We start from the raw sequence: 25,294 nt of genomic DNA on the forward strand, positions 1-25,294 counted from the left end.
CCCATTTGTCGAAAAGGAGCTGAAGCGACTGTGGCCGAGGCCGAGAACATCCCAGCCGAGAACACCCCCGCCAACGGAGACTACGGCGCGGACTCCATCACCATCCTCGAGGGACTGGAGGCCGTCCGGAAGCGGCCGGGCATGTACATCGGGTCCACCGGTGAGCGCGGTCTGCACCACCTGATCTGGGAGGTCGTGGACAACTCCGTCGATGAGGCCATGGCGGGGTTCGCGACCCAGGTCGACGTCATCCTGCATGACGACGGTTCCGTCGAGGTCGCCGACAACGGCCGCGGTATCCCGGTGGCGATGCACCCGACGGGCCGTCCGACCGTCCAGGTCGTGATGACCGAGCTCCACGCCGGCGGTAAGTTCGACTCCCAGGCGTACGCCGTCTCCGGCGGTCTGCACGGTGTGGGTATCTCCGTGGTCAACGCACTGTCCACCCGCGTGGAGACCGAGATCACCCGCGACGGGTACCTGTGGCGCCAGAACTTCGACCGCTCGGTCCCCGCGGAGCTCGAGCAGGTCAAGAAGGCCCGGGGGGCCGGTACCCGCCAGCGGTTCTGGGCGGACCCGGAGATCTTCGAGACGACAGACTACAACTTCGAGACCGTGTCCCGGCGTCTCCAGGAGATGGCGTTCCTGAACAAGGGGCTGACCATCACCCTGGTCGACGAGCGGCTCACCGTCATCGAGCAGGAGAACGAGGCGGAGGCCGCCGCGGAGTCCGTGGAGGACGCCGCGGCCCCGAAGCCGGGCGAGGACACCCGTCCGGCGCCGAAGGAGCGCAGGAAGGTCTTCCACTACCCGGACGGCCTGAAGGACTACGTCAACCACCTCAACCGGACGAAGAGCCCGATCCACCCGTCGATCATCGGTTTCGACGCCGAGGGCGACGACCACGAGGTCGAGATCGCGATGCAGTGGAACTCCGGCTACTCGCAGTCCGTGCACACCTTCGCCAACACGATCAACACCATCGAGGGCGGTACCCATGAAGAGGGGTTCCGTGCCGCACTGACGTACCTGATGAACAAGTACGCCCGTGACCACAAGCTGCTCAAGGAGAAGGACACCAAGCTCTCCGGCGACGACTGCCGCGAGGGCCTCGCCGCCGTGATCTCCGTCCGCGTCGGTGACCCCCAGTTCGAGGGGCAGACGAAGACGAAGCTCGGCAACACCGAGATCAAGAGCTTCGTCCAGAAGATGGTCAACGAGCACGTCTCCGGCTGGTTCGACGCGAACCCCGCCGAGGCCAAGGCGATCATCAACAAGGCCGTCTCCTCCGCGCAGGCCCGCGACGCCGCACGCAAGGCCCGTGACCTGGTGCGACGCAAGTCCGCCACCGATGTCGGCGGTCTCCCCGGCAAGCTGGCCGACTGCCGGTCCAAGGACCCGGTGAAGTCCGAGCTCTACATCGTGGAGGGCGACTCCGCCGGTGGCTCGGCCAAGTCCGGCCGTGACTCGATGTACCAGGCGATCCTCCCGCTGCGCGGCAAGATCCTCAACGTCGAGAAGGCCCGGTTGGACAAGGTGCTGAAGAACAACGAGGTCCAGGCGATCATCACCGCCCTCGGCACCGGCATCCACGACGAGTTCGACATCTCGAAGCTGCGCTACCACAAGATCGTCCTGATGGCGGACGCCGACGTCGACGGCCAGCACATCGCCACGCTGCTGCTGACCCTGCTGTTCCGCTTCATGCGGCCGCTCGTCGAGGAAGGGCACGTCTTCCTCGCGCAGCCCCCGCTGTACAAGCTCAAGTGGAGCAAGGGCGAGCCGGGCTTCGCCTTCTCGGACGCGGAACGCGACGCGCAGCTCAAGGAGGGCCTGGAGAACGGCCGGAAGATCAACAAGGACGACGGCATCCAGCGCTACAAGGGTCTCGGCGAGATGAACGCCAAGGAGCTGTGGGAGACCACCATGGACCCCACGGACCGCATCCTGAAGAAGGTCACGCTCGAGGACGCCGCCAGCGCCGACGAGACGTTCAGCATCCTCATGGGCGACGACGTCGTCGCCCGTCGCAGCTTCATCACCCGCAACGCCAAGGACGTCCGGTTCCTCGATGTCTAGTGTCGACGTCGCCATGCCCGGCGGCAGCACGTCGCCGGTCCTGCTGTTCCCCGGGGGAGATCGTCCCCTGGTGATGCTGTGGCCGGGGCTCGGCATGGGCGCCCGGTACTACCGTCCGATCGCGGAGGCCCTGGCGGCGTCGGGGTTCCCGGTCGCAGTCGGCGAACTCCGCGGTCAGGGGGCCAGTACCGCCGTCGCCGGGAAGGACCAGCAGTGGGGCTACCACGACCTGGCGTCGCAGGACTACCCCCGGTCGATCCGTGGGGCCCGACGTGCCCTCGGCCTCCCGGAGGACCACCCCACGGTCCTGCTGACCCACTCGATGGGCGGGCAGGTCGGCGCGCTGTTCCTGGCCCGTCCGGAGGCCCGCGAGCTCAACGTCCGGGGGATGATGGGTGTCGGCAGCGGGTCGCCGTACTTCCGCACGTTCCCGAACCCGGAGCGCAGCCGTCTGCACCTCGGCGGCTACGTGATGCAGGGGGTGAGCCGGGTCCTCGGGTACTGGCCGGACGGCAGGCTGGACGTCACCAACTACGGTCGGCAGTCCGACGTGCACCTCGGCGAGTGGGCCCGTTTCGGACGGAGCAACAGGCTCTCCGACCTGCGCGGCGCGGACATGGACTACATGGCCGCGATGCAGGACGTCCGGTGCCCCGTCCTGCTGACCAGGTTCAGCGACGACACCTACTGCACCGTGGACTCCTGCCGGGCACTGGCCGAACTGGTGCCGGCCGAGGTCGAGGAATTCCCCGGGACCCTCGGCCACAACTCCTGGGCCCGCCACCCGGACGTGGTCGTCGACCGGTTCGAGGCGTTCGTCGCGTCCCTCTAGGCGGCCAACGGGTTCTGCCACAGCCGGTGGAGCGCCGTCACCGCCGCGGCCCGTGACAGGATCCCGTCACCGGCCCGCTGGATACCGAGCTGCCGGCCCGTCCCGTGCAGGCCGTCGGCGATGACCCGCACTGTCCCGGGGTCGGCGGTGAACGTCTCACCGGCGAAGACGACGGTCGCCGGGTCGACCACGTCGACCGCCAGGGAGATGATCCGGGACAGCAGTTCGGCCCGTTCGTCCAGGATCCCGCGGGCGACCGGGTTGTGCTCGGCCAGGGCGACGAGGTCCGGCACCGTGGAGACGTTCAGCCCCCGGCGTCGGGCGGCCTGAATCACCGGCGTGGAGCCGAGGGGGTGGCCGTGCTCGGAGGAGAAGGTGCCGGACGTGGCGATCTCGGTGAACGCGGCGGGGACGGACCCCGTGTACGGCTGGTGGACGGCGTTGTCGACGATCCACGCGTGCCCGACGAGTTCGCGGGCGTACACGTAGAGCGTCGAGGTACGCTCACCGGAGTCCAGGGACAGTGGTGAGCTGGCGAGTTCGGAACCGGCCATGGCGCTGACACCCGTGGACAGGGCCACCGGGACGTCGGTGTCGAGGTGGGACGTGGGGGCGACGTCCTTCCACCCGTAGGACGGCGAGGTGACCCGTCCGGCGTGGTCGACGTGCGCGGAGAACGCGATCCCGATGCCGGTGGGGGAGGGGAGACCGCGCCCCAGCGCGTAGAGGGCGTGCTGGACGGCCTCCATGGCGTCGGCGGGGGAGAGTTCGGCGACCGGGAGCCGCAGGGTGCGTGTGCGCAGGGGACGACCCGCGCCGTCGACCGCCACCAGCTGGGTACTGCGGAGGCCGACGTGGGCACCGAGGGCGGTGACGCTGCGGCCGTCCGGGCGCAGGGTGGTCCCGGGACGTCCGACTCCGCCGGCGGCGGTGGGGGAGAGTTGTTCCACCAGTCCTGCGTCGATGAGGGCGCTGACGTGCCGCGTCACGGTGGGTTGGGACATGCCGAGGCTCTCGTGGAGCGCGCCGCGGGTGATGCCTGGTGTGGTGCGGATCTGGTGGAGGCACCTGGCGGGTCCGGTCACGGGCGCGGTGAAGTGCGCGGTCGCGGAGAGGTGGGCTGTCGTCATGGGGATCACGATAGTTCAACTCACGGTGAAAAGACAGACCGATCGGTCTATTGATTCACGGCGAACGAAATGGTGGCCGAGCGGATAGACTGACTGGTCTACTCGTTCGGCATGACAGACACACGGAACGTCACACTGCACTGGTTCCTCCCCACCACCGGGGACTCCCGGGAGATCGTCGGAGGTGGCCACGGGGCCGGACCCGAGACCGGGGAGAGGTACGCCGGTCTCGACTACCTGACACAGGTGGCCCGCGCCGCGGAGTACAACGGCTTCGAGTCGGTGCTCACGCCGACCGGACGGTGGTGCCAGGACGCCTGGGTCACCGCCTCCGCCCTTGCCGGCGCGACATCGCGGCTGAAGTTCCTCGTCGCCCTGCGCCCGGGCCTCGTCGGTCCGACGTTGACGGCGCACCAGGCGCTGACGTTGCAGGAGCTGTCCGGTGACAGGCTGCTGCTCAACGTCGTCGTCGGGGGTGAGGATGCCGAGCAGAGGGCCTTCGGCGACTTCACCACCAAGGCGGAGCGGTACGCGATCGCCGACGAAACCCTGCAGGTGGCACAACACCTGTGGACGTCCCCGGAACCGCTGACGTTTCACGGGAAACATCTGCGTGTCGAGGACGCGGCGCTGCGGCACCAGCCTGTCACCAGCCCGCCGATCTTCCTCGGCGGATCCTCGGACGAGGGGATCGAGGTCGCGGCACGACGGGCCGACGTCTACCTCACCTGGGGCGAGCCGCCGGAACAGGTCGCGGAGAAGATCGGACGCGTGCGTGCGAGGGCGTCGTCCCACGGCCGGACCCTCGAGTACGGCGTCCGCCTCCACGTCATCGCCCGGCCGACGGCGGATGAGGCGTGGGCTGAAGCACAACGGCTCCTCGACGCGATCGATCCCGAACAGGTGCGGGTGGCACAGGCCGGGCTCGCGACCTCCCAGTCGGAGGGGCAGAGGCGGATGAGGGAACTCCACGGGGCCGGCTCGGCCTACCGTCACGGGCAGGACGCCCGGTCGTTGGAGATCGCACCGGGTCTCTGGGCCGGTGTCGGACTGGTACGCGGTGGAGCGGGGACGGCCCTCGTCGGTTCCTACGAGGACGTCGCGGCGCGAATCGACGACCACCGCCGGATCGGGGTGAACCATCTGATCTTGTCCGGGGTCCCGCATCTCGAGGAGACCTTCCGGGTGGGGGAGGGGGTCGTCCCCGCACTCCAGGCCCGCGGTGTCACTGTGACGAATGCTCCGGCATGACCGGGATCAGGAGAACGCCGCTCCATCTCGGGGTTTTCACCGGGGTCATCGGACTCTGGTGGCTCGTCGCACGCTTCACCGGAATCGACCCGGTCCTCCTCCCGGGGCCCGGCGAGGTGGGGCGCAGACTTGTCGAGACGAACCTCTGCGCGCAGCAGTGCGGGGTGCAGGACTACTTCCTCTGGCAGCATCTCCTCGCCACGCTGGAACGAATCGCCGTCGGGTTGTCCGCCGGCATCCTCGTCGGCGTCCTCGTCGGTTGGTGGCTCGGCGCGAACCCGGTCGCGCGGAGCGTCGTGGAGCCGTACCTCTCCTTCCTCCGGGCACTGCCGCCGTTGGGGTACATCGGACTCCTCATCGTCTGGTTCGGCATCGGCGACCAGTCGAAGGTCATCCTGTTGTTCCTCGCCGCCTTCCCCACGGTCGCGGTCGCGACGCTCCTCGGGGTGACCGGGGTGCGGCAGGACTGGATCCGCGCCGCGAGGTCGCTCGGGGCCGGGCGGGGACAGGTGTTCCGGACGGTCGAACTTCCCGCCGCGCTTCCCGAGATCATCAGCGGGGCACGCGTCGCCGCCGGCCTCTGTTGGTCGGCGATCGTCGCCGCGGAGATGAACGACGGTATCCCGGGCATCGGCGGTCTGGCCTACATCTCCGGCACCCAGCTCGACACCTCGCTCACGATCGCCTGCATCATCGTGATCGGTGTCGCGGCGTTGGTCGTCGACAACCTTCTGCTGGCCGTCGAGGCCCGCTTCTCACCCTGGAGGACGAAACAGTGACATCACGGAGAACGGGGGCGCTGTCCGCGGCGATCCTCCTCACGACAGTGGCAGGATGTGTCGGCCCGCCCGCGAGCGAGTGGGAGGACAGGGGAGGGGACGCGGTGTGTCCCGTGAAACCCTCGGAGGCCGGGGGCACGGTCCGTATCGGCTACCTCGGTGGACCGGCGACCGACCTGTACACCCAGGCGACCGGATTGGCGGAGGCGTGTCTGCCGGAGGCGGACATCGAATGGACGCGGTACCCGACGGGTCAGGACATCGTCCAGGGGTTCGCGGCCGGGTCGGTCGACCTCGCCTCGCTGGGGTCGACCCCGACAGCGAAGGCCCTGAGCGCGCCGCTGAATCTGGACGTCTCCGTCGTCCAGGCCAACTCGGTGATCGGCGGGACCGAGGCACTCGTCGCCAAGGACGCGGCGGGCATCAGGGATCTCAAGGGCAAACGTATCGCCGTCCCGTTCTCGTCGACCGCGCACTATTCACTCCTCAACGCGCTCATCGACGCCGGGATCGACCCGTCGAGGGACGTGGAGATCACGAACATCTCCCCGGACAAGCTGCCTGCCGCATGGAAGTCGGACCGGATCGACGCGGCCTATGTGTGGGACCCGACGCTCCAGGAGCTGAAGGACGGGACGGGTGGGACGACGCCGGGAACGGTGATCACCGATTCCCGGGAACAGGCCGACCGGGGCCACGCGACGTACAACGTCACCTTGGCCTCCGATGCCTGGATGGACGGCAACCCGGACCTCCTGCGGACGTGGCTGGACCTGGAAGCCAGCGTGGCGGAGGAAGCCCCTGGGTCGGAGGACTTCGTGTCGGTGAATGCCCGCGCGTCCGGCATGGATGAGGAGGCCGCGGAACTCCAGGTGGACGGGCAACGGTTCATCACCGGCCGCGAGCAGGTCGAGTACCTCACCGACGTCGCCGAGTCGCTGCGCTCGACCGCGGCATTCCTCGCCCGCCAGGGGGATATCCCGGCGGAGGAGAAGGACTATTCAGGGATGGTACGTACCGATCTGTGGGAGGACAGGACATGATTGCTCTTGACGGTGTGGGCGAGGTCTACCGGACCCAGAATGGGGGAGTCGTCGAGGCTCTCCGGGAGATCTCGTTCGAGATCGGGAACGGGGAGATCGTGTGTCTCGTCGGGCCGTCCGGGTGCGGGAAGTCGACCCTGTTGCGTCTGCTCGGGGGATTCCTCCGGCCGACGTCGGGGCGGGTGACGGTCGACGGGACGGTGGTGCGGGGACCCGGGACGGAGCGGGGCGTCGTCTTCCAGCAGCCGACGTTGTTCCCCTGGTACACGGTGGAGGAGAATGTCCGGCTGTCGCACCGGTATTCGGGGACGGAGGAGAAGGCGGCGAGGGCGGGGGAGTTGCTGGAACTCGTCGGTATGTCGGATGCGGCGGGCCGGTATCCGCACGAACTGTCCGGCGGGATGCAGCAGCGGGTGCAGATCGCCCGGGTGCTCGCGGCCGGGCCGGAGCACGTGTTGATGGACGAGCCTTTCGGGGCACTCGATCCGTTCACCCGTGAGCAATTGCAGGCCGAACTGCTCCGGGTGTGGGCGACGTCGTTCCCGTCGATCGTCTTCGTGACGCACAGTGTGGAGGAGGCTCTCCTTCTGGGGCACAGGGTTGTGGTGATGGCGGCCGGCCCGGGGCGCGTGCTGGACGTGGTCGAGGTCTCGCCGTCGTTGCGGGTGGATGTGGCCGCGGATGTTCCACGTGAAACCATCCAGGCGCGCCTGCGTGAGCGCGCAACGAATCCGGATGTCGTGGCGTTGCGGCGCCGGGTGTCGGAACTGATCTCTTCGGTCAGCCCGGTGTGAGGGGGCCGTCCGCCACGGTGCGGTAGTGGCTGTTGTCGGGGCCCGACCAGTGGATCGTGAGGCCGCCGTCGTCTGTGTAGCAGGACCACAGTTTCAGTGTCTTCATTCTGTGGTGGAGACGGCAGAGACACTGGCCGTTGGCGACGGAGGTGGGGCCGTTGCTCTGGGGGTCGGTGTGGGGACTGTTCTCGATATGGTCGAACTCGCAGAAGTCTGCGGGCACGGTGCAGTACGGGAACCGGCAGTGGGTGTCCCGGCCGATGATCTCCGCCTTGTGTTTCACGGGAAACGCATACGACTCGACCGGCGGTAGGTCACCCGGAAGGATCCGGGGTCGCCGTGACCGTTCCTCGAGTATTTCGGCGGCAGTAGTGGAGACCCAACCGACTCCGGGAATGAACCCGGGCCCGTAGCCGCTGTGGCCGTCGACGGTCTGACGGTAGAGGTTTACCGTCACTGTGATGTTATTCGCCCCATCTCCGAGTGCCTCCATCATGACCTCTGACCGAAGCGATGACAGTGCGGTTCGGACGTCGTCGACAGCCTCCTTCTCTTTCAGTGACTGCAACCGGGACCAAGCGGCGTCGTTGATGGCGTCCCATAGCCGGGAAGCGACGGCCTGGCTGCCGCATTCGAGGATGATCCGTGTCTCCCGGCGTACCGCGCCTGCGGAACGGATCTCGTGTTCCTCTGTCTCGGCAACGAGGTCGGCGTCGAGCGTGACGACGATCTTCTCGGCGAGGTCTGCGAGGGCGTCCGGTGCGACGGGGGAGGAGGGGCCGATATTGTCGAGCCAGTCCAGGATGCCGCATTCGACGGCGAGGTCGACGGCGTCGCGTACGTCCACCGCGTCAGCCGCCGAGAGATGCCGGGTGTGCCGGTTGATCACCAACCAGACCCGGTCGAGGTGTTCGACGCTGATGCGCCCGTCATCGGAGACCACGGAGAAGAGGTCGGGTTGGCGGGCGGCGAGTTCGCCTGCATGTGCGAACCGGTGCGCTTCCGAGCGACCTCGACCGCGGCGCGCGAGAGCCACGCAACGCCGCTGGTCGGCATCGATGGTGGCGAGGTACTGGACGAGTGCCATTTCGGCGATGTTGATGGGGTGTACCAGTAGTTCCTCGTCTGTCGGCATGTGAAGAAGATCGACCGCCATGTTCCCTCCCCAAGGTTGAAAGCTGGCCTCCCGGCCCCCGATATTCGGTAAGTGAAACTATACACCGGGTCTCGGGAATGGTCAACCATGTGTTCGAATGCGGCGTTACTGCCTGCCCAGTGCTGAAGAACGCGTAACAGACAGCTCGGTCTAGGAAATTTTCACGGTCTGACCAGCGAAGATGCGGATGCGGTGCACATTCCCCCTTGCTTTTCGACAGACAGACTGGTCTACTGGTCTCCATGATCACAGCACACACGGACACTGTGTCCGCACCCCGTCTTCCCCTGGCCGTCCTGGCAGCAGAGGTCAACGGTCGCATGATGTGCGTGGTCATCGACTCCTACTTCGACGAGAGCCTCGCCCCCGGCCTCGTCTCCGTCCCGATCCCCGCCGACGACCCCGCCTGGCAGGAGCTCCGCACCGCACCCCGTCTCGGAATCTCCGTCCTGAACCCCCTCCAGACCATCGGCGTGGCGAACATCGCCCCGTCGCTGACCTCGGACGGGGGACCGGGCGTCGTCGAAGGCGCGGCAGTCCACCTCACCGCGCGTCTCTACCAGGAGTTCGACGCGGGCCAGCACACCGTCGCGCTCATGAGCGTCTCCGGACGCCGCACCGGAGACATCGCCCCCGAGCAGCGTGACTACCTGTTCGCCGCCTGAGCCTCGTCCGCCTCGATCTCCTCGGTGAACTCCCGCTTGCTGGCCTGCCACTCGTCCTCGACCATGCCGAGACGCCAGTAACCGGAGATCGACACCTCCGACTTCGGTACGCCGTTGTCCACGAAGAGGAAACGGCGCAGGTCGCGGATCATCTCGGCCACGCCGTGGATGAACCAGCGGGTCGGCGTGGACGGCACACCGGCTGCGGTGACGGCCCGCACTAGCTCCGTCCCGTGGATCGCGCCATTGCGCGGTACCCAGTGGACCGTCGTCCCCGCGTGGGTCGGGGACGGGAGCCGCGCATCCGTGTCGGCGACCTCGATCCACGCCTCGGCCGTCGCGTCCTGCGGCAACGCCTCGATACCGGCGAAGATCGCCGGCGCGGCAGCCTCGTCGCCGGCGAAGACGGTGTGGCTCCCCTCGGGGCCCCAGGCCCCGCCGGGGCCCATGAAGCCGATCTGGTCGCCGGGTCGCGCGGCAGCGGCCCAGGGGCCGGCCAGTCCCGTGTCACCGTGGGTCACGAAGTCGATGACGATCGTCGAGGTGTCCGCGTCCCAGGACCGCAGCGTGTAGGTACGGGTCACCGGCCACTGCCCGCGGGGCAGCTCCTCGCGGACCGCCGCCGGGTCGAAGGGCCAGGAGTAGGACGCCCCGGCCGGCGGGAAGAGGAGCTTCACGTAGTGGTCGGTGTGGTGCAGTTCGGCGTAGGGGAGTGACGTGCAGGAGAGCGTCACCCGCACCATGTCACGTGAGATCCGTGACGCGTCGGTCACGGTGGCGTTGTGGACGGGACGGGCAGGGCGGGGCATGGACAGGCTTTCCTTCATTCTCGTGTTCGACGTCCCCGCCCATCGTACGCACCTGACCCGGATATGGGCTATGAAGTGGTAAGATTGACAGGTCTATACCTAGTCTTCTGGAAGGGATCGCACCGAAGTGAGCGACGACAACACCGGCGGCGGCGAGACGCTGTTCGACCGCATCACCCCCATTGACCTCAATGAGGAAATGCGGAACAGCTACATCGACTACGCCATGAGCGTCATCGTGGGCCGTGCGCTGCCCGAGGTCCGGGACGGCCTGAAACCCGTCCACCGACGGGTCCTGTACGCCATGTACGACAGTGGGTTCCGGCCGGACCGCAGCTACGTCAAGTCCGCCAAGCCCGTCGCCGAGACGATGGGTAACTACCACCCCCACGGCGACACCGCCATCTACGACACCCTCGTACGCATGGCACAGCCCTGGTCCATGCGCTACCCGCTGGTCGACGGGCAGGGGAACTTCGGTTCCCGCGGCAACGACGGCCCGGCGGCGATGCGTTACACGGAGTGCCGGCTGACCCCGCTGGCGCTCGAGATGGTGCGCGACATCCGCGAGAACACCGTCGACTTCTCCCCGAACTACGACGGCAAGACCACCGAGCCCGACGTCCTGCCGTCGCGCGTCCCCAACCTGCTCATGAACGGTTCCGGCGGTATCGCCGTGGGTATGGCGACGAACATCCCGCCGCACAACCTCAACGAGCTCGCGGACGCGGTCTTCTGGCTGCTGGACAACCCGCAGGCCGACGAGCAGACCGCGCTGGACGCCTGCATGGCGCTCGTCAAGGGACCGGATTTCCCCACCGCGGGCATGATCGTCGGCGACTCCGGGATCAAGGACGCCTACACCACGGGCCGTGGTTCCATCCGCATGCGCGGCAAGACCACGATCGAGGAGGAGGGCAACCGGCAGATCATCGTCATCACCGAACTGCCCTACCAGGTCAACCCCGACAACCTCGTGGCCTCGATCGCCGAACAGGTCCGGGACGGCAAGATCGCCGGCATCGCCCGGATCGACGACGAGTCCTCCGACCGCGTCGGCATGCGCATCGTCGTCACCCTGAAGCGGGACGCGGTGCCGCGTGTGGTGCTGAACAACCTGTACAAGCACTCGCAGCTGCAGACCAGCTTCGGCGCGAACATGCTGTCCATCGTCGACGGGGTGCCCCGTACCCTGCGTCTCGACCAGATGCTGCGCTACTACGTGAAGCACCAGATCGAGGTCATCATCCGTCGGACGCAGTACCGGCTGGACGAGGCGGAGAAGCGGGCCCACATCCTGCGCGGCCTGGTCAAGGCGCTCGACGCGTTGGACGAGGTCATCGCGCTGATCCGCCGCTCCCAGACCGTCGACATCGCCAGGGAAGGGCTGCGCGACCTGCTCGACATCGACGACGTCCAGGCGGACGCCATCCTGGCGATGCAGCTGCGCCGTCTGGCCGCGCTGGAGCGGCAGAAGATCATCGACGAACTCGCCGAGATCGAGGAGATCATCGCCGACCTCAAGGACATCCTCGCGTCCCCCGAGCGTCAGCGCAGTATCGTCCACGACGAGCTCGCCGAGATCGTGGAGAAGTTCGGCGACGAGCGTCGCACCGAGATCGTCGGCGCCACCGGTGACGTGTCCGAGGAGGACCTCATCGCCCGGGAGAACGTGGTCGTCACGATCACCTCGACCGGCTACGCCAAGCGCACCAAGGTCGACTCCTACCGCTCGCAGCGTCGCGGCGGTAAGGGTGTGCGCGGTGCGGAGCTGAAGCAGGACGACATCGTCCGCCACTTCTTCGTGTGCTCCACCCACGACATCATCATGTTCTTCACGAACTACGGCCGCGTGTACCGTCTCAAGGCCTACGAGCTGCCGGAGGCGAGCCGCACCGCGCGGGGCCAGCACGTGGCCAACCTGCTCGAGTTCCAGCCCGGTGAGCAGATCGCCCAGGTGATCCAGATCCAGTCCTTCGAGGACGCGCCCTACCTGGTGCTCGCCACGCAGCAGGGACGCGTGAAGAAGTCGCACCTGACCGACTACGACACCGCACGCTCCGGCGGGCTGATCGCGATCAACCTCAACGAGGGCGACAAGCTCATCGGCGCCCGCCTGTGCACGGGGGAGGACGACCTGCTGCTGGTCTCTGAGGAGGGGCAGGCGCTGCGGTTCAGCGCCGACGACGACACCCTGCGGCCCATGGGGCGCGCCACCGCCGGTGTCAAGGGCATGCGGTTCAAGGGTGACGACCAGCTCCTGGCGCTCACCGTCGCCGACGACAACTCCTACCTGCTCGTCGCCACGTCCGGTGGCTACGGCAAGCGCACCGCGGTGGAGGAGTACCCCGTCAAGGGACGTGGGACGCTCGGCGTGATGACCTTCAAGTACGACCCGAAGCGCGGCAAGCTCATCGGTGCGGTGACCGTCGGCCTGGATGACGAGGTCTTCGCGATCACCTCCGCCGGTGGTGTCATCCGGACGCCGGTGAAGCAGATCCGCAGCTCCTCGCGTGCCACGATGGGCGTCCGGCTCGTCGACCTGGCCAAGGGTGTGGAGCTGCTGGCCATCGACCGCAACGTCGAGGACGAAGGCGAAGAGGCGGTCAACCAGACGGCGGAGAATTCATGAGGGCCTCGGTCCGGGAGGTCGCACCGCTGAGCGCGCTGAAGATCGGCGCGCTCCTCAGCGCGTGCATCTTCGCCGCCTGGATGGTCGCTGCGGCCCTGATCTACATCTTCCTGGGGCTGGCCGGCGTCTGGGACCGGATGAACAACCTCCTGGCCGACCTGATCGGTGCCGACCATGTGTCGGCGGGGCTCTACTACGGTGTCGCCTTCGGCGTCGGACTGCTGGAGTTCGTCGTGGTGACGTTGTTCGCACCGGTGATGGCGGTGCTCTACAACGCGGCGACGGGCCTGGTCGGTGGCCTCCGGGTGACGATCGACCCGGAGCGGGTGGACGAGCCGGAGAACGTCGAAAACGAGTCCTGACCAGTCAGTTTGTAAGTTCGGGGCAGGGTGGGTAAAGTTCTGTCTCGTTCGAGGGCCTATAGCTCAGGCGGTTAGAGCGCTTCGCTGATAACGAAGAGGTCGGAGGTTCAAGTCCTCCTAGGCCCACCAGTAAGACCCCCCCTCGGGGCTGTAGCTCAATTGGTAGAGCATCTGCTTTGCAAGCAGAAGGTCAGGGGTTCGATTCCCCTCAGCTCCACAGAACATCTTCCCCCGGTCATTGGCCGGGGGATTTTTCGTGTGCGGTGGCGGCGGCACTGGTCGTGCGCTGACCGGCCCGCCCAGGGGGGTGGCACGTTAAGGCGGTGGGGAAGTACACCACGAGGGACGGGAACGCGCTACGGACCGTTGCTGCTTGTGCAACTGCCAGGGTTACGGCCATGTGGTGAGCATCCGTTCAGGCGCCCCATGGCACGGCTGATCAACGGGCCAGAGATCCCCGGAGGGCAGGCGCAGCGTTTCACGTGAAACGTGTCGTTGGTGGACGGAGGAAGGAGGTGTCGGAGGCGACATGCCGATGAACCCCATGCGGCTAGGTGAATGGCAGGGGTCGGGTGTACGATTTCCTGTGTTGTCCCTACGGGGCTATAGCTCAGTTGGTAGAGCGTCGCGTTCGCAATGCGAAGGTCAGGGGTTCGATTCCCCTTAGCTCCACAACGTGCGGTTCACGAACTGCAGAGACCGGAGGTCACACACTCGAAAGGGTGCGCGACCTCCGGTTCTTCGTTGTTCGGCGACCCCGCTTCCGCTACGTCGGTGATCCCCGGTGCGGTGACTGGGCCATTGAGTCAGAAGTCTGCAGCCTGACGGAGGTAGTCCCCGGTGGTGGTCCCGGATGTCGCGAGACCCGAGGGTGTTCCGCTGAAGACCACACGGCCGCCATCGTGCCCTGCGCCGGGGCCGACATCGATGATGTGATCGGCGTGAGCAGCGACCTGCAGGTTGTGCTCAATGACGATCAGTGTCGCCCCATGGTCAACGAGGTCGTCGAAGAGGTGGAGCAGTCCCGCGACATCGGTGGAGTGAAGTCCCGCCGTTGGTTCATCGAGCACCATGCGTAGCGCTGAACAGTCATCGGACGCGTTCCTCGTTCCCGGGGACGCAGTGGCCGTGGCCAGGTGCTTGGCCAACAGCAGTCGTTGGCGTTCGCCACCGGAGAGAGTGTCGATCCCCCGTCCCATCGCGATATGGCCGAGCCCGACCTTGTCCATCCACGCCAGTCGGCGGCGTCCACTGCGGGACAACAGTGACGCCAGTCTGGTTGGTGGCAGGTCGGCCACATCGGCGATGGTCGTTCCGTTGACCGTGACTGAGCGGGCGTCCTCATTGAAGCCGGTGCCGGAGCATGCGTCACACGGGACGACGGTGTCATCGAGGAAGGCGAGGTCGATGACGATCTCTCCGCGCCCGCCGCACTCCGGGCAGGCGCCTTTCGAGTTCCGGGAGAACCACGACCTATCCAGCCCTTCTGCCTTTCCTGCCCGTGCAAATACCGAGCGGACCTCGTCGGCGATGCTCATCACCGTCAGCGGTGTCGATCGTCGTCCCCCGTGGAGCGGTTGCTGGCTGATGACAACGAACTCCGGATGTTGAGTCACGAAGTCCATGACCAACGACGATTTTCCACTTCCGGCGACTCCGGTGACGACAGTGAGGACACCCTCAGGCACCCTGGCGGTGACATGGTCGAGATTGTTACTGCATGCATCGGTGACCAGGAACTGCCCACGAGGGGTACGGCAGTCCCGTCTGGGGGTGAATCGTTGTTGTGCCGGTGCAGGGGAAGGCGGCCCGGCATAGACAAGACGACCACCGTCGTTACCCGCGCCAGGGCCGAGGTGAAGCACGCGGTCTGCCGCCTGAATCATACGACGGTTGTGCTCCACCACGAGGACGGTGTTGCCCCGGTCACGGAGTCTGCAGAGGAGGCCCGCCAGCCTGTGGACGTCATGCGCGTGCAGGCCGATACTTGGTTCATCGAGGATGTAGGTCACGTCGGTCAACGAGCTGGCGAGCTGCCGGACGATCTTCACCCGCTGGGCCTCGCCGCCGGAGAGCCCGGGCGAGGGCCGTCCCAAGGTGAGGTAGCCGAGACCCACGTCCGCCAGGCCGTCCAATGTGGCAGAGATGTCGTCGACCAGGGGTGCTGCCCGTTCGCCGAGGAGATCACCGACCTCCGCGACGATGTCGCGCAGTCGGGTGACGGGGGTGTCCATCCAGTCCGCGATGGATCTGCCGTCGATCATGCTCGCCCGCGCCTCGGCGTTCACGCGCGATCCGTCACATGCCGGGCACGTTGTTGTCCGGACGAGTTGGTCCAGGGCCCGCGCCTCCTTCGTGGTGATGTGGGGCGGGGTCTGCGCCAGGTAGCGCTTCCTGATCTGTGTGACGGCGCCAGTGAACAAGCCGTGTTTCGCGTACTCTTCACCCGGGTTGGGCAGCTGCAGCTTGTCGGCATGCAGCAATGTATGCCGGGTGGATTCCGGCAGCTGGCCCCACGGGATGTCTGGGTCCGCCAAGCCGGAGTCGATGAGTTGACGAGAGCGGTAGCCTCCGGGCTGGAAGCTGGGAAAGAGTATCGGCCCCTCTCTCAGTGTCCGTTCTGTATCGACGAGCGCGACGTCGTCAATGACGCGTCGTGTGCCGAGCCCCTGGCAGGATCGGCACATCCCGGCAGGGTCATTCGGAGAGTAGGCAGGGGAGAATCCCGCCGATGGTGTGCCAAACCGTGAAAACAGCATCCGCAGCGTGCCGGCGACATCGGTCGCCGTGGCCACGGTCGACCGGGCGTTGCCGGTGAACCGTCGTTGATCGACAACCACCGTGAAGGTGAGCCCGGTGATCTTGTCGCAGTCCGCACGAGGGTGTTTCGCCAGTCGTGCGCGGACGAAGCTGGGGTAGCTCGCCGCAGTGGCGCTCTGGGCTTCTGCTGCAATCGTCGCGAACACCAGTGAGGTCTTACCGGACCCGGACACTCCGGTGACGACGGTGAACGCGTGCTTGGGAAGAGAGACGTCAATGCCTGTGAGGTTGTGTGTGCGTGCACCCGTGACGGTGATCTCGTGAGTATGCATGGCGACCACGCTAGGGTCATATGTGGCAGTAAAATGGCCACATAGGAGTGAACCATGTCAAAGTCCGCTGACCGGTTGTTTCGGCTTCTGTCTCTGCTGGAAGACGGGTCGCCCTGGACGGCCGGCGAGCTGGCGTCCGCGATGGACGTGCCGGGGCGGACACTGCGCCGGGACATCGCGTCCCTGAAAGACTCGGGTTACGACGTCACGAGCACCCGCGGGCGTGGCGGGCACTACCGGCTTAACAGCCACAACTCCGTTCCCGTGCTCCCGATCCAGGGGGACGAAGCAGTCGCCGTGGTGGTGAGCCTCCATGCTGCAGCGAAGGGCGTGGTCGGGATCAACTTCCCGCATCGCGCCGTAGTTCGCGCGAAGCGCCGGCTCCGCGACCTGTTGTCCCCGGAAGACCGGCGTCAGGCCGATACGGTGATCGCCGCGATCGATTTCAGCACTGAGCGCAGCTCGCGTGTGAGCGAAGGGACATTGTCCCTGTTGGCCCGGGCAATTCGGGAGAGTCGGGAGATCACCTTCAGCCATGTCGGGCGTGGCGGGCAGCGGCGACGAAGTGTGGAACCCGCCAGGTTGGTGAACCTCGAGCATCGGTGGTACCTCCATGGCTGGGACCGCGACCGGCGGGGTTGGAGGACCTTCCGGCTGGATCGGATCAGCGGACTTGCCACCACCTCCAACCGGTTTGTGCCTGCGCCCTTACCGGAGGGCGATATCGCCGAGGTCATCAGAGGTGATTTCCATCGCGAGAGGTACCACTCCGTGACCCTCGACCTGCGTGCGACTCCCACTGAGGCAGCGTCTCGTCTCTACCGGGTCGACGGTGTCCTTGAACCACTCGAGTCACCGGAGGACGGTACCTGGACGCGGTACCTGGCACTGGTGGAGTCATTCGAAGAACTTCTCACTGTCCTGGTACTCAGCGATCTGGAGTTCACGGTTGTCGACCCGCCGGAGTTCCGCGCCATGGTGCGGGAATCATCTGCGCGGTTTCACCGCGCAGTGACAGGACCGCACGTACAGGGAGGGGGCGGCTGAGCAGAAGGAGGACCGCTCACAACCCGGCTGATCCCCGGCCTACGGTGCAGACCGGATATCGGCGCTCCAGTTACCGGAACCGTCCTGCATCCACGCGATCGTGCCGTTCTCGAAGTCCTGGGTCCAGCCCTGCATGGCGTCGCCCGTCTCCGGGGCCGTGGGGAGGCCGATCTCGTTGTCCAGGCCGCCGTCATTGGCCCAGGTCTCACCGATCTTCCCGATGAGGGGGACGACGTCACCGTCGCCGTTCTCCACGGCCCAGCCGTGGTCGAACGTCGCCAGGGTCGCGCCGTTCCTGCTCTCGACGTTCTGCACCGCTCCCCACGGCCCCTGCTCGCCACCCGCCTCATCGTAGGCGGCCTGCAGGCCCTCCGTGAGTTCGGTGCCGGACGGTGCCTCCGTCGCGGAGCCGGAGGCCGACGACGTATCGGGTGCACCGCTCTCCGCTGCTGAACTCGTGTCCGGTGCTGTGTCAGAAGAGTCGTCCTGGTTGCATGCTGCGGCACCGAGAACGAGACCGCCTGCGACGAGAACTGTGGCTGTGCGCTTGAGATGGATCCTCATGGTGGAACTGCCTTCCGTTGGTGAATCGCGGGTTGACGTTCACGCACCGTTGTACATCATCGCTGCGGAACTCGCAGCGTGTCGGCACCATATTCCAGCGTTCTCATTTGTGGAGGAAAAATTTCGCCTAGTGTAGATATCGTCATCACGACAATGGACACCTCACACAGTTGAAAGGCACAGCATGGATTCTCTCATCGCCCTCATCGAGTCACTCGTCGACGTCGGTTCCTCCGCCCTGGACCTCGGTTCCTCGGTACTTTCCGGCGACGGATCGCTCGCCGTGGGCTCCTCCGCACTGGATCTCGGCTCCGCCAGTGTGCAGCTGAGCAGCGCAGGCTCCGACATCCTCCCGGGGAGCTGACCGGGGGTAGTCGTGGCGTTCCTGTTGCGGGAGGGGAAGGGGTGCCTAAAGTAGTCGCTGTACAGCGTCCGCTGGCACCCCTCTCACGAAAGGTCCACCATGGATACTCTCATTGAACCCCTCATCAATCTCCTGACCTCGGTCGTCGGCCTCGGATCCTCGGTCGCCACCGGTAACCCCGTCGGCATCGGCTCGTCCACCCTGGAACTCGGTTCCTCGGCCATCGACCTGAGCAGTGCCGGCTCGTCCGTCCTGCAGCCGGGTGACGGCGCCGAAACCGCCGCCAACTGATCAGGCGGTGCGGCGGTTGCGTACCGCCGCCGCACCGACCAGCAACACCCCGACCGCTATCCAGGCGAGCAGGACCCACACGGAGTAGGCGATTCCGGCGCCGATCGGCATGTACTGGCCGACGGCAGCCACTGCCAGCCCGTGGCGGTACCGGACAACGGGTTGGACACGAACAGGGTCAGCACGGCGCCGAGCGCCAGGCCGGGCCCCGACCAACGCCTCCAGTCCGAGGACGAACAACGACGTGCCCGCGATGCCCAACGCCAGGACGCCCGCCGTCGCCCAGCAGTTCCCGTCGAAGGTGCCGAAACCGAACTGGAGGACGGCCCCGGCAGCCAGGCCGGCTGCCAGGGAGAACAACGCAGCACCGAGGACACGGTGCAGGTCGCGCTTCTTCATCGCCGACACCATGCCGCCGAAGGCCAGGGGGAGGGCCAGTGCGCTGAGCCCGCCGGCCGTGGGGTCGTCATAGGTGGTGACCGCGACCTTCTCGTCGAGTGTGGATACGCACCGTCGCCGCGGAAGTCGGGGTGGGCATCGGCACCCTCTACCGCCATTTCCCCACGCGTGACGACCTGGTCATCGGCCTGATCGAGGAGATCGCCGACCGCGTCCTCACGATCATCCACCGGTACGGCGAGGGGGGACGGGACATGGGGGACATGGCGTGGCTTCGTCCACGAGGTTGCGGAGCTGAAACTCGCCGCCCTGGCCGGCCGTACGGTCGCGGTCACGCCGGTCGACAGCCCGGTGTGGACCGCCACCGAACCTCTCCGGGAGAAGTTCCTCGACGCGTACCGCGGAATCCTCGACCTCGCCGCGGACAGCGGCCTCGTGGACCCCGGCCTGACCGCATGGCGTTTCCACCTCGGGGTGGCCGCCGCCCCCTGCCCGAGAGGGCGCAGAGCTTCGCCCCCGGTCAGGCAGACTGGCTGGTCGACACGTTCATCACAGGACCCGCGGGTAGTTCCGCACCGCGCGGGTGACGTCCCGCTCGGCGGTGGCGCTCAACGCCCGGAACGGCTCCACCCCGGCCGTCGACCACGTGGCGACGAACCTGCCGCCGCGCACCACCGTCCGTCGGAACACACCCCGGTTACCCGGTGCGACCTGCTCATGGTGGGTCGGCGACAGGTACGTCAGCCGGTCGCGGTAGCCGAGCATGATCTCGTCGAACGCCGGCAGGGCGAACGTCCCGTGCGCCCGCCGGCGCACCGCCGCCACCTCGTCGTACAGGCCGGGACGGTGGTGCAGCCCGTCGGTGGTCTCCACCTCGTCCGCGATCTCGGCGAAGGCCTCCTTCACCGTCCGCTGCGGCAGTTTCGTCCACCACGCGAAGTCCCGCAGGTCCGCCGGGCCGTGGCCGGTGAGGTAACGCAGCAGCAGTTCGGCCGCCGGTGAACGGTCCCCGGCGTAGGGCACCTGCGTGGCGGGGACGATGAGCTGGTCGGTGCCCTCGAAGGGTCCGTAGACCGCGGTGCCGTGCAGCATCATGTCGCGGATCATCAGGTAGCGGAACCCGGTGTCGTCCGGGAACCCGTGGCGGGCCCACAGGTCGCCGAGGGCCTTCCGGGTCAGGCCGGGGGAATCCAGGAAGACGTCGTGGGCCCGGGCGACCTCGGTCGGGACGACCCCCTCCTTCTCCCAGCGCCGGGCGGACTCGCGCCGCTGCTGCCCGGCGCAGAGTTCGGTGACCCAGCCGGCGTCGCGGGCGGACACGGCGAACACGGTGGAGCGCATCGGGTACCCGCGGACGACGTCACCGGAGTCGAAGGCACCGCGCACGTCGGTGCCCCGTGGCAGCCGCAGGGCGAGGGAGCTGAGCACCCCCGTCAGGTCCTGGCCCTGCACCGGCCCCATGGCCTCGAGGAGGTCGACGGCCGAGTCCGCCGGCGTGAGCAGGCGTTGCGCGACCAGCCGCGCCTCGAGGAGGTCTCTAGACAGCGCGCGACATCCGGTCGGCGATGTAGGTCGAGCCCTTCAGCGACGGGTGGATCATCATGTTGTAGTTCGGGGTGGTGGTGTCGATGATCCCGGCGACGTAGCGGTCCCGGTCGGGCGAGCAGGTGGCGTTGCCGGCCGTCTCGGTCTTCAGGTCCACGAACGACGCCCCGATCTGGCGGGCGGCCTCCTGCTGGTTGCCGCGCAGCCACTTCTCCACGTCGGCGAGCACCGGGATCGGCAGGCCGGCGGGGAAGTTCGGGACGACATTGGCGAAGCAGAACATCCCGTTGGAGGTGATGGCCATCTGCCCGGTCATCACGATCTTCGCGCCGGGGGCGGCGGCGCGCACCTTGGCAGCGGCGGCCCGGACGTCCGCGAGGTAGCGGTTGCGCACGTCCCCGGGGTTCAGGAAGTCCGCGCCGTTGTCCGTGCCGCCGGGGCCGAAGTTGTTCATGCCGTAGTTCAGGACCACGGTGCGCGTCCCGCCGTGGATGTCGCCGGCCCGCACGGCCCGGTCGATACGCCCCAGGGCGCTGTGGGAGGTCAGCCCGGAGCAGGACCAGTCGTTCACGGTGCCGCCGTGGCGCTGCTGCATCAGCCGCGGCCAGTTGTTCGGCGCCTGCAGGCAGTTGCCGGTGACGGGGTAGTTGTCCGGCACGAACCCGTCGATACCGCGCAGGGTGTTGTAGTACTGGTCGGGGTTCGCCGCGTAGGAGTCGCCCACCACCACGACGTTGCCGGCCGGTGCGGCGGTGGCGGCGGGGGCGGCGATGAGCGAGCCCAGTCCGACGGACAGTGCCCCGGCGACCGCCAGGGCGCCGGCCCGCACGGTCCGCGCGAAGCGGCGGCGGTGTCCGGGGGTACGGGTGTCTTTGCTGGTGGTCACGTCGTTCGTCCTCTCGAAACGCAGTCGGGGTTCCGATGCGCAGGTGTGAAACAGTCAGAAACAGTCTAAGGCGTCCCAACGTCCCGGTGTCACCGACCGTTACGTCCGCCGTCCGTGGAAGAATCACCGGTATGACCGAGATCGCGGACGACAGGACCACAGCCGACCAGGCGCTACGCCATCTGCGAACGGGCGGGTCGTTGCTCTGGACCGGGGACTTCCACAACGGCCGGCAACTGCTCAAGGCCGTCGACCGTCGGCTGGCCAGGAGGGCGGCGACGCGGCGGGCACCGCAGGACGCGGCGGCCCTGTTCCTCCGGCAGCGCGCCGACCGCGCCGAGCGGGCGGACGTCCTGGGCCGCGTCCTCGTGGAACTGGGGGAGGACCACAGCCTGGACCTGCGGCGTGCCCCGGACGTCCGCGACGCCTGCCGGCACGCCTACGGGACGCCCGGGCCGCGGACGGTGCCGTTCACCGAACTCCAGGGGGTGCTCGGCGCCTGGCAGTGGCACCAGCGGGGCGTGTGGGTCGAGGAGCTCGGGGACCTCGTCCACCCGGACTACGGCGTGTTCTCCCCGACGCGCAGCGAGTACGTCGGCCTCGTCGCCGGTCTCGCCGACGAGGCGGCCGGGCGTGGGGTCCTGGAGATCGGGACGGGGACCGGTGTCCTCGCCGCCGTCCTGGCACGTCACGGGGCGTCGGTGACCGCGACCGACGTCAGCCCACGGGCCGTGGCCTGCGCCCGCCGGAACCTGGAGCGGCTCGGTTGTGCGGCCGAGGTGGTCGAGGCGGACCTGTGGCCGGCGGGGCACCGTGCGGACGTGGTGGTGTTCAACCCGCCGTGGCTGCCGGGGACACCGACCTCTGACCTGGAGCTGGGGATCTACGACGCCGACTCCGGCGCGCTGCGGCGTTTCCTCGCCGGGCTCGCCGACCACCTGACCGACGGCGGCGAGGGGTGGCTGGTGCTCTCCGACCTGGCCGAGCACCTGGGCCTGCGTACCCGGGAGCAGCTGGAGGGGTGGATCGCCGAGGGTGGTCTGCGCGTCGTCGGGCGGGAGGACACCGCCCCGCGGCACCCCAGGGTGCGCGACGCCGACGACCCGCTGCACGTCGCCCGGTCCCGCGAGGTCACCTCGTTGTGGCGGCTGCGGGGCTAACGCTTCCGGCGGTAGTAGACCTGGCGGCGGACCCGGGCGACGGTGTCACCGTCCTCGTCGGTGACGTCGACGTCGAACCAGTGCAGGTACTTCCCGCCGTCGGCGGTGCGTTCCCGGATGAGTTCGTAGGTGGCGTCGTCGATGCGCATGTCCGCGGTGATGGTGCCGCGGCCCGGTTTCACGAAGTCGACCTCGGCCTTGACGTCCCACACGTTGTAGCCGCCACCCAGGCGGGCCATCGAGGCGAGCATGTAGAACGGGTCGGTCATCGACAGGATGGTGCCGCCGAACGCGGTGCCGACGGCGTTCTTCGTCAGCCGTCCGGGACGGTGGGTCACGACGACGCGGGAACCGTCGTCGGCGAACTCCCTGATCTTCACCCCGGCGCCGAGGTACGGCGGCCAGAACTGCATGAAACGGCGGAGTTGTCGTGGTGAGAAGGCCATACCCGTGTGTACCACTGTAGGCAACGTGTTTCCTACGATTCGGTGATCATCCGGAACGTCACGCCGGTCCACCCGGCGGACGGCACGTCGGGGCGCTAGCGTCATCGACGGTATTGCACCCCGACGTCCCAGGAGACACATGTTCCGCACCCTCACCGCCCTGCTCACCCTCGTGGCCGCCACGACACCCGTCGCCGTGGCGGACCCGCCGACCGGCAGCCTGGGGACGTCGCAGGTGGCACCCGCGGACAACCTGCCGTCCACCTTCGACCTGCAGGCACACCGCGGCGGCCGCGGGGAGCACACCGAGGAGTCCCGGGCCGCCTTCGGGCACGCCCTGGAGCTCGGGGTGACCACCCTGGAACTCGACGTCCACCTGTCGGCGGACGGCGTCCCCGTCGTCTGGCACGACGCCTCGGTCCAGGCGGACAAGTGCACCGGTGACTACGTGGGCCAGGACGTCCACGACCTCACCTGGGAGCAGCTGCAGACCCTGAACTGCAACCTGCCCCTGGCGGACTACCCCGAGGCCGTCCACGCCGCGGACAACCGGATGCTGCAGCTCACCGACGTCTTCGACATCGCCGCCCGGGACCCGCAGGTGTACTTCAACATCGAGACGAAGATCGAGGCGGAGGCCCCGGAACGCTCGGCACCGGCCGGACAGTACGTCGACGCCATCCTCGATGCCGCGGAGGACGCCGGGACCACCGACCGCATCGCCGTCCAGTCCTTCGACTGGTCGTCCCTGCCGCTGGTCCGCGAGCGGGCGCCGCAGGTCCCGCTGGTCGCACTGTGGGACGAGACCACCTGGACGGCGGACTCGCCTTACCTGGGACCGGTGGACTACGGGGACGGGGACGTCCTCGCCGCCGCGCGGAACCTGGGTGTCGAGGTGCTGAGTCCGGGGTTCCGTGCGGTCGAGCCGTCCTTCGTCGCGCAGGCGCAGGAGGCCGGGTTCCGGGTGGTGCCGTGGACGGTCAACGAGGCCGCCGACATGGAGCGGTACCTCGACGCCGGGGTGGACGGGATCATCACCGACTACCCGACGCGGCTGGCGGGGATCCTCGAGGAGCGCGGGATCGCCTACCGCTGAGTAGCGTCCAATACAGAAAACCGCGGACAAGGCGGGCCCCGGGAATGTATGTTTCGGTACATGACCGCAAACAAGAGCATTTTCATCTCGGGTGGCGCCGCCGGCATCGGCCGTGAGGTGGCACTGAAGTTCCGCGACGCCGGCTGGACCGTCGGCGCCTACGACATCGACGAACAGGGTCTTGAGCTGCTCAAGGAGCAGTACCCCGACATCGTCACCGGGCGCCTGGACGTCACCGACTACGCCTCCTGGGAGCAGGCCCTGGCGGATTTCACCTCCCACACCGGCGGGAAGCTCGACGTCCTCGACAACAACGCCGGCATCATCGGCGACCACGACATCGCCGAGCAGGCCCCCGGCCTCATCGCCAAGCAGATCGAGATCAACTGCACCGGCGTCACCTTCGGCGCCCGCGCGGCCCACCCGTACCTGAAGAACACCAAGGGCTCGCACATGGTGACCATGGGCTCGGCGTCCGGCATCTACGGCCAGCCGCACATCACCCCGTACTCCGCGTCGAAGTTCTACGTCCACGGATTCACCCAGGCCATGAGCCTGGAGTGGCGTAAGGACAAGATCCGCGTGGTCAACATCATGCCGCTGTGGGTCAAGACCAAGCTCGCGGACGTCGAGGCGGCCTCCACCAAGCGTCTCGGCGTGCGGATCCGGACCGAGGACGTCGCCGACGCCGTGTGGAAGTCGGTGCATCCGAGGAACTGGCTCGAGCGTCAGCGCCAGGACTACTCCGTGTCCTTCCCGGACCTGGCCCTGCGCCTGGCCGCCCGCTTCTCCCCGGCGCCGGTCTCCCGCCAGTTCAACAAGATCATCGCCGGCTGACCCGTGACAACTGTCACGGGCAGACCGTGACACAG

At 67.6% G+C, this 25,294-nt stretch carries 25 protein-coding genes and 3 tRNA genes; 19 read left to right on the forward strand and 9 right to left on the reverse strand.

Going from position 1 to position 25,294, the window contains the following annotated elements; all coding sequences use genetic code 11:
- Positions 1 to 30: 30 nt before the first annotated feature.
- Positions 31 to 2,079 (forward strand): DNA topoisomerase (ATP-hydrolyzing) subunit B, encoded by a 2,049-nt coding sequence (gene gyrB / locus MUN33_RS02785; protein ID WP_439647823.1) that lies wholly within the window; start codon positions 31 to 33, stop codon positions 2,077 to 2,079.
- Positions 2,072 to 2,911, forward strand: a complete 840-nt coding sequence (locus MUN33_RS02790; RefSeq protein WP_244803386.1) for an alpha/beta fold hydrolase — start codon at positions 2,072 to 2,074, stop codon at positions 2,909 to 2,911. The genes gyrB and MUN33_RS02790 overlap by 8 nt, the downstream gene beginning before the upstream one ends.
- Here MUN33_RS02790 and MUN33_RS02795 read toward each other — a convergent pair.
- Positions 2,908 to 4,041, reverse strand: coding sequence for a MarR family transcriptional regulator (locus MUN33_RS02795; protein ID WP_244803387.1), 1,134 nt, complete (start codon positions 4,039 to 4,041; stop codon positions 2,908 to 2,910). The two genes, MUN33_RS02790 and MUN33_RS02795, sit on opposite strands and share 4 nt — an antisense overlap.
- 111 nt (positions 4,042 to 4,152) lie before the next feature.
- Between MUN33_RS02795 and MUN33_RS02800 the strand changes: the two genes are divergently transcribed.
- The 4 genes from MUN33_RS02800 (at position 4,153) to MUN33_RS02815 (ending at position 7,908) form a co-directional block, all read left to right on the forward strand.
- Entirely contained in the window at positions 4,153 to 5,292 is a 1,140-nt protein-coding gene (locus tag MUN33_RS02800; protein ID WP_244803388.1) for an LLM class flavin-dependent oxidoreductase, read from the forward strand.
- Complete coding sequence (locus MUN33_RS02805) at positions 5,289 to 6,071, forward strand: ABC transporter permease (RefSeq protein WP_244803389.1); 783 nt, start codon at positions 5,289 to 5,291, stop codon at positions 6,069 to 6,071. The genes MUN33_RS02800 and MUN33_RS02805 overlap by 4 nt, the downstream gene beginning before the upstream one ends.
- A 113-nt stretch (positions 6,072 to 6,184) precedes the next feature.
- Entirely contained in the window at positions 6,185 to 7,114 is a 930-nt protein-coding gene (locus MUN33_RS02810; RefSeq protein WP_244803390.1) for a taurine ABC transporter substrate-binding protein, read from the forward strand.
- Positions 7,111 to 7,908, forward strand: a complete 798-nt coding sequence (locus tag MUN33_RS02815; protein WP_244803391.1) for an ABC transporter ATP-binding protein — start codon at positions 7,111 to 7,113, stop codon at positions 7,906 to 7,908. Before MUN33_RS02810 ends, MUN33_RS02815 begins: the two co-directional genes overlap by 4 nt.
- On the opposite strand, the gene MUN33_RS02820 is transcribed toward MUN33_RS02815, so the two are convergent.
- The gene (locus tag MUN33_RS02820) at positions 7,895 to 9,064 is read right to left on the reverse strand and encodes an HNH endonuclease signature motif containing protein (protein ID WP_244803392.1); all 1,170 of its coding nucleotides are present in this window, start codon (positions 9,062 to 9,064) and stop codon (positions 7,895 to 7,897) included. The two genes, MUN33_RS02815 and MUN33_RS02820, sit on opposite strands and share 14 nt — an antisense overlap.
- A gap of 242 nt (positions 9,065 to 9,306) precedes the next feature.
- Between MUN33_RS02820 and MUN33_RS02825 the strand changes: the two genes are divergently transcribed.
- Positions 9,307 to 9,729: a flavin reductase family protein gene (locus MUN33_RS02825; protein WP_244803393.1), complete on the forward strand. Its 423-nt coding sequence runs from the start codon at positions 9,307 to 9,309 to the stop codon at positions 9,727 to 9,729.
- Here MUN33_RS02825 and MUN33_RS02830 read toward each other — a convergent pair.
- Entirely contained in the window at positions 9,711 to 10,538 is an 828-nt protein-coding gene (locus MUN33_RS02830; RefSeq protein ID WP_244803394.1) for a siderophore-interacting protein, read from the reverse strand. The genes MUN33_RS02825 and MUN33_RS02830 overlap by 19 nt on opposite strands.
- Positions 10,539 to 10,665: 127 nt before the next feature.
- Here MUN33_RS02830 and gyrA point away from each other — a divergent pair, with 127 nt between their 5' ends.
- The 5 genes from gyrA to MUN33_RS02855 all read left to right on the forward strand — a co-directional run bounded on the left by gyrA (position 10,666) and on the right by MUN33_RS02855 (position 14,204).
- The gene (gyrA, locus tag MUN33_RS02835; protein WP_244803395.1) at positions 10,666 to 13,170 is read left to right on the forward strand and encodes a DNA gyrase subunit A; all 2,505 of its coding nucleotides are present in this window, start codon (positions 10,666 to 10,668) and stop codon (positions 13,168 to 13,170) included.
- Entirely contained in the window at positions 13,167 to 13,532 is a 366-nt protein-coding gene (locus tag MUN33_RS02840; RefSeq protein ID WP_244803396.1) for a DUF3566 domain-containing protein, read from the forward strand. The genes gyrA and MUN33_RS02840 overlap by 4 nt, the downstream gene beginning before the upstream one ends.
- Before the next feature lie 52 nt (positions 13,533 to 13,584).
- Positions 13,585 to 13,661 (forward strand) — tRNA-Ile (locus MUN33_RS02845).
- Between the two features lie 15 nt (positions 13,662 to 13,676).
- Positions 13,677 to 13,749 (forward strand) — tRNA-Ala (locus MUN33_RS02850).
- Between the two features lie 382 nt (positions 13,750 to 14,131).
- Positions 14,132 to 14,204, forward strand: a tRNA-Ala gene (locus tag MUN33_RS02855).
- Between the two features lie 134 nt (positions 14,205 to 14,338).
- Here MUN33_RS02855 and MUN33_RS02860 read toward each other — a convergent pair.
- On the reverse strand, positions 14,339 to 16,624 hold the full coding sequence (locus MUN33_RS02860) for an ATP-binding cassette domain-containing protein (protein ID WP_244803397.1): 2,286 nt from the start codon (positions 16,622 to 16,624) through the stop codon (positions 14,339 to 14,341).
- 54 nt (positions 16,625 to 16,678) lie between these two features.
- Here MUN33_RS02860 and MUN33_RS02865 point away from each other — a divergent pair, with 54 nt between their 5' ends.
- Complete coding sequence (locus MUN33_RS02865) at positions 16,679 to 17,671, forward strand: helix-turn-helix transcriptional regulator (RefSeq protein ID WP_244803398.1); 993 nt, start codon at positions 16,679 to 16,681, stop codon at positions 17,669 to 17,671.
- A 39-nt stretch (positions 17,672 to 17,710) separates the two neighbouring features.
- On the opposite strand, the gene MUN33_RS02870 is transcribed toward MUN33_RS02865, so the two are convergent.
- A complete protein-coding gene (locus tag MUN33_RS02870; protein WP_244803399.1) occupies positions 17,711 to 18,235 on the reverse strand; it encodes an LGFP repeat-containing protein in 525 nt (174 codons plus the stop codon).
- A 184-nt stretch (positions 18,236 to 18,419) separates the two neighbouring features.
- Here MUN33_RS02870 and MUN33_RS02875 point away from each other — a divergent pair, with 184 nt between their 5' ends.
- Both MUN33_RS02875 and MUN33_RS02880 read left to right on the forward strand, forming a co-directional pair.
- Positions 18,420 to 18,599, forward strand: a complete 180-nt coding sequence (locus tag MUN33_RS02875) for a hypothetical protein (protein ID WP_244803400.1) — start codon at positions 18,420 to 18,422, stop codon at positions 18,597 to 18,599.
- A gap of 99 nt (positions 18,600 to 18,698) precedes the next feature.
- A complete protein-coding gene (locus MUN33_RS02880) occupies positions 18,699 to 18,890 on the forward strand; it encodes a hypothetical protein (RefSeq protein ID WP_244803401.1) in 192 nt (63 codons plus the stop codon).
- On the opposite strand, the gene MUN33_RS02885 is transcribed toward MUN33_RS02880, so the two are convergent.
- Complete coding sequence (locus MUN33_RS02885; RefSeq protein WP_244803402.1) at positions 18,891 to 19,289, reverse strand: hypothetical protein; 399 nt, start codon at positions 19,287 to 19,289, stop codon at positions 18,891 to 18,893.
- A 98-nt stretch (positions 19,290 to 19,387) separates the two neighbouring features.
- Here MUN33_RS02885 and MUN33_RS02890 point away from each other — a divergent pair, with 98 nt between their 5' ends.
- A complete protein-coding gene (locus MUN33_RS02890) occupies positions 19,388 to 19,876 on the forward strand; it encodes a TetR/AcrR family transcriptional regulator (RefSeq protein WP_369414913.1) in 489 nt (162 codons plus the stop codon).
- On the opposite strand, the gene MUN33_RS02895 is transcribed toward MUN33_RS02890, so the two are convergent.
- The gene (locus MUN33_RS02895) at positions 19,839 to 20,750 is read right to left on the reverse strand and encodes a DNA glycosylase AlkZ-like family protein (protein WP_244803403.1); all 912 of its coding nucleotides are present in this window, start codon (positions 20,748 to 20,750) and stop codon (positions 19,839 to 19,841) included. The two genes, MUN33_RS02890 and MUN33_RS02895, sit on opposite strands and share 38 nt — an antisense overlap.
- A gap of 76 nt (positions 20,751 to 20,826) precedes the next feature.
- Positions 20,827 to 21,720 (reverse strand): GDSL-type esterase/lipase family protein, encoded by an 894-nt coding sequence (locus MUN33_RS02900; protein ID WP_244803404.1) that lies wholly within the window; start codon positions 21,718 to 21,720, stop codon positions 20,827 to 20,829.
- 131 nt (positions 21,721 to 21,851) lie between these two features.
- Between MUN33_RS02900 and MUN33_RS02905 the strand changes: the two genes are divergently transcribed.
- A complete protein-coding gene (locus MUN33_RS02905; RefSeq protein WP_244803405.1) occupies positions 21,852 to 22,880 on the forward strand; it encodes a methyltransferase in 1,029 nt (342 codons plus the stop codon).
- Here the strand turns inward: MUN33_RS02905 and MUN33_RS02910 are convergent.
- Positions 22,877 to 23,326 (reverse strand): DUF4442 domain-containing protein, encoded by a 450-nt coding sequence (locus MUN33_RS02910; protein WP_244803406.1) that lies wholly within the window; start codon positions 23,324 to 23,326, stop codon positions 22,877 to 22,879. The two genes, MUN33_RS02905 and MUN33_RS02910, sit on opposite strands and share 4 nt — an antisense overlap.
- Positions 23,327 to 23,465: 139 nt before the next feature.
- Between MUN33_RS02910 and MUN33_RS02915 the strand changes: the two genes are divergently transcribed.
- Together MUN33_RS02915 and MUN33_RS02920 are read left to right on the forward strand one after the other, a co-directional pair.
- The gene (locus MUN33_RS02915) at positions 23,466 to 24,422 is read left to right on the forward strand and encodes a glycerophosphodiester phosphodiesterase family protein (RefSeq protein WP_244803407.1); all 957 of its coding nucleotides are present in this window, start codon (positions 23,466 to 23,468) and stop codon (positions 24,420 to 24,422) included.
- 60 nt (positions 24,423 to 24,482) lie between these two features.
- A complete protein-coding gene (locus MUN33_RS02920; RefSeq protein WP_244803408.1) occupies positions 24,483 to 25,259 on the forward strand; it encodes an SDR family oxidoreductase in 777 nt (258 codons plus the stop codon).
- Positions 25,260 to 25,294 lie beyond the last annotated feature (35 nt).

It is taken from the genome of Corynebacterium kalidii (genome assembly GCF_022869005.1).
GTDB classification, from domain to species: Bacteria; Actinomycetota; Actinomycetes; order Mycobacteriales; family Mycobacteriaceae; genus Corynebacterium; species Corynebacterium kalidii.

Bases quoted from the DNA above. Each gene is read 5' to 3' on its own strand.
- MUN33_RS02790 (WP_244803386.1), top strand. From the start codon at position 2,072: ATGTCTAGTGTCGACGTCGCCATGCCCGGCGGCAGCACGTCGCCGGTC.
- MUN33_RS02795 (WP_244803387.1), bottom strand. From the start codon at position 4,041: ATGACGACAGCCCACCTCTCCGCGACCGCGCACTTCACCGCGCCCGTG.
- MUN33_RS02800 (WP_244803388.1), top strand. From the start codon at position 4,153: ATGACAGACACACGGAACGTCACACTGCACTGGTTCCTCCCCACCACC.
- MUN33_RS02805 (WP_244803389.1), top strand. From the start codon at position 5,289: ATGACCGGGATCAGGAGAACGCCGCTCCATCTCGGGGTTTTCACCGGG.
- MUN33_RS02815 (WP_244803391.1), top strand. From the start codon at position 7,111: ATGATTGCTCTTGACGGTGTGGGCGAGGTCTACCGGACCCAGAATGGG.
- MUN33_RS02820 (WP_244803392.1), bottom strand. From the start codon at position 9,064: ATGGCGGTCGATCTTCTTCACATGCCGACAGACGAGGAACTACTGGTA.
- MUN33_RS02825 (WP_244803393.1), top strand. From the start codon at position 9,307: ATGATCACAGCACACACGGACACTGTGTCCGCACCCCGTCTTCCCCTG.
- MUN33_RS02830 (WP_244803394.1), bottom strand. From the start codon at position 10,538: ATGCCCCGCCCTGCCCGTCCCGTCCACAACGCCACCGTGACCGACGCG.
- MUN33_RS02840 (WP_244803396.1), top strand. From the start codon at position 13,167: ATGAGGGCCTCGGTCCGGGAGGTCGCACCGCTGAGCGCGCTGAAGATC.
- MUN33_RS02860 (WP_244803397.1), bottom strand. From the start codon at position 16,624: ATGCATACTCACGAGATCACCGTCACGGGTGCACGCACACACAACCTC.
- MUN33_RS02865 (WP_244803398.1), top strand. From the start codon at position 16,679: ATGTCAAAGTCCGCTGACCGGTTGTTTCGGCTTCTGTCTCTGCTGGAA.
- MUN33_RS02870 (WP_244803399.1), bottom strand. From the start codon at position 18,235: ATGAGGATCCATCTCAAGCGCACAGCCACAGTTCTCGTCGCAGGCGGT.
- MUN33_RS02875 (WP_244803400.1), top strand. From the start codon at position 18,420: ATGGATTCTCTCATCGCCCTCATCGAGTCACTCGTCGACGTCGGTTCC.
- MUN33_RS02880 (WP_244803401.1), top strand. From the start codon at position 18,699: ATGGATACTCTCATTGAACCCCTCATCAATCTCCTGACCTCGGTCGTC.
- MUN33_RS02885 (WP_244803402.1), bottom strand. From the start codon at position 19,289: ATGAAGAAGCGCGACCTGCACCGTGTCCTCGGTGCTGCGTTGTTCTCC.
- MUN33_RS02895 (WP_244803403.1), bottom strand. From the start codon at position 20,750: ATGGGGCCGGTGCAGGGCCAGGACCTGACGGGGGTGCTCAGCTCCCTC.
- MUN33_RS02905 (WP_244803405.1), top strand. From the start codon at position 21,852: ATGACCGAGATCGCGGACGACAGGACCACAGCCGACCAGGCGCTACGC.
- MUN33_RS02910 (WP_244803406.1), bottom strand. From the start codon at position 23,326: ATGGCCTTCTCACCACGACAACTCCGCCGTTTCATGCAGTTCTGGCCG.
- MUN33_RS02915 (WP_244803407.1), top strand. From the start codon at position 23,466: ATGTTCCGCACCCTCACCGCCCTGCTCACCCTCGTGGCCGCCACGACA.
- MUN33_RS02920 (WP_244803408.1), top strand. From the start codon at position 24,483: ATGACCGCAAACAAGAGCATTTTCATCTCGGGTGGCGCCGCCGGCATC.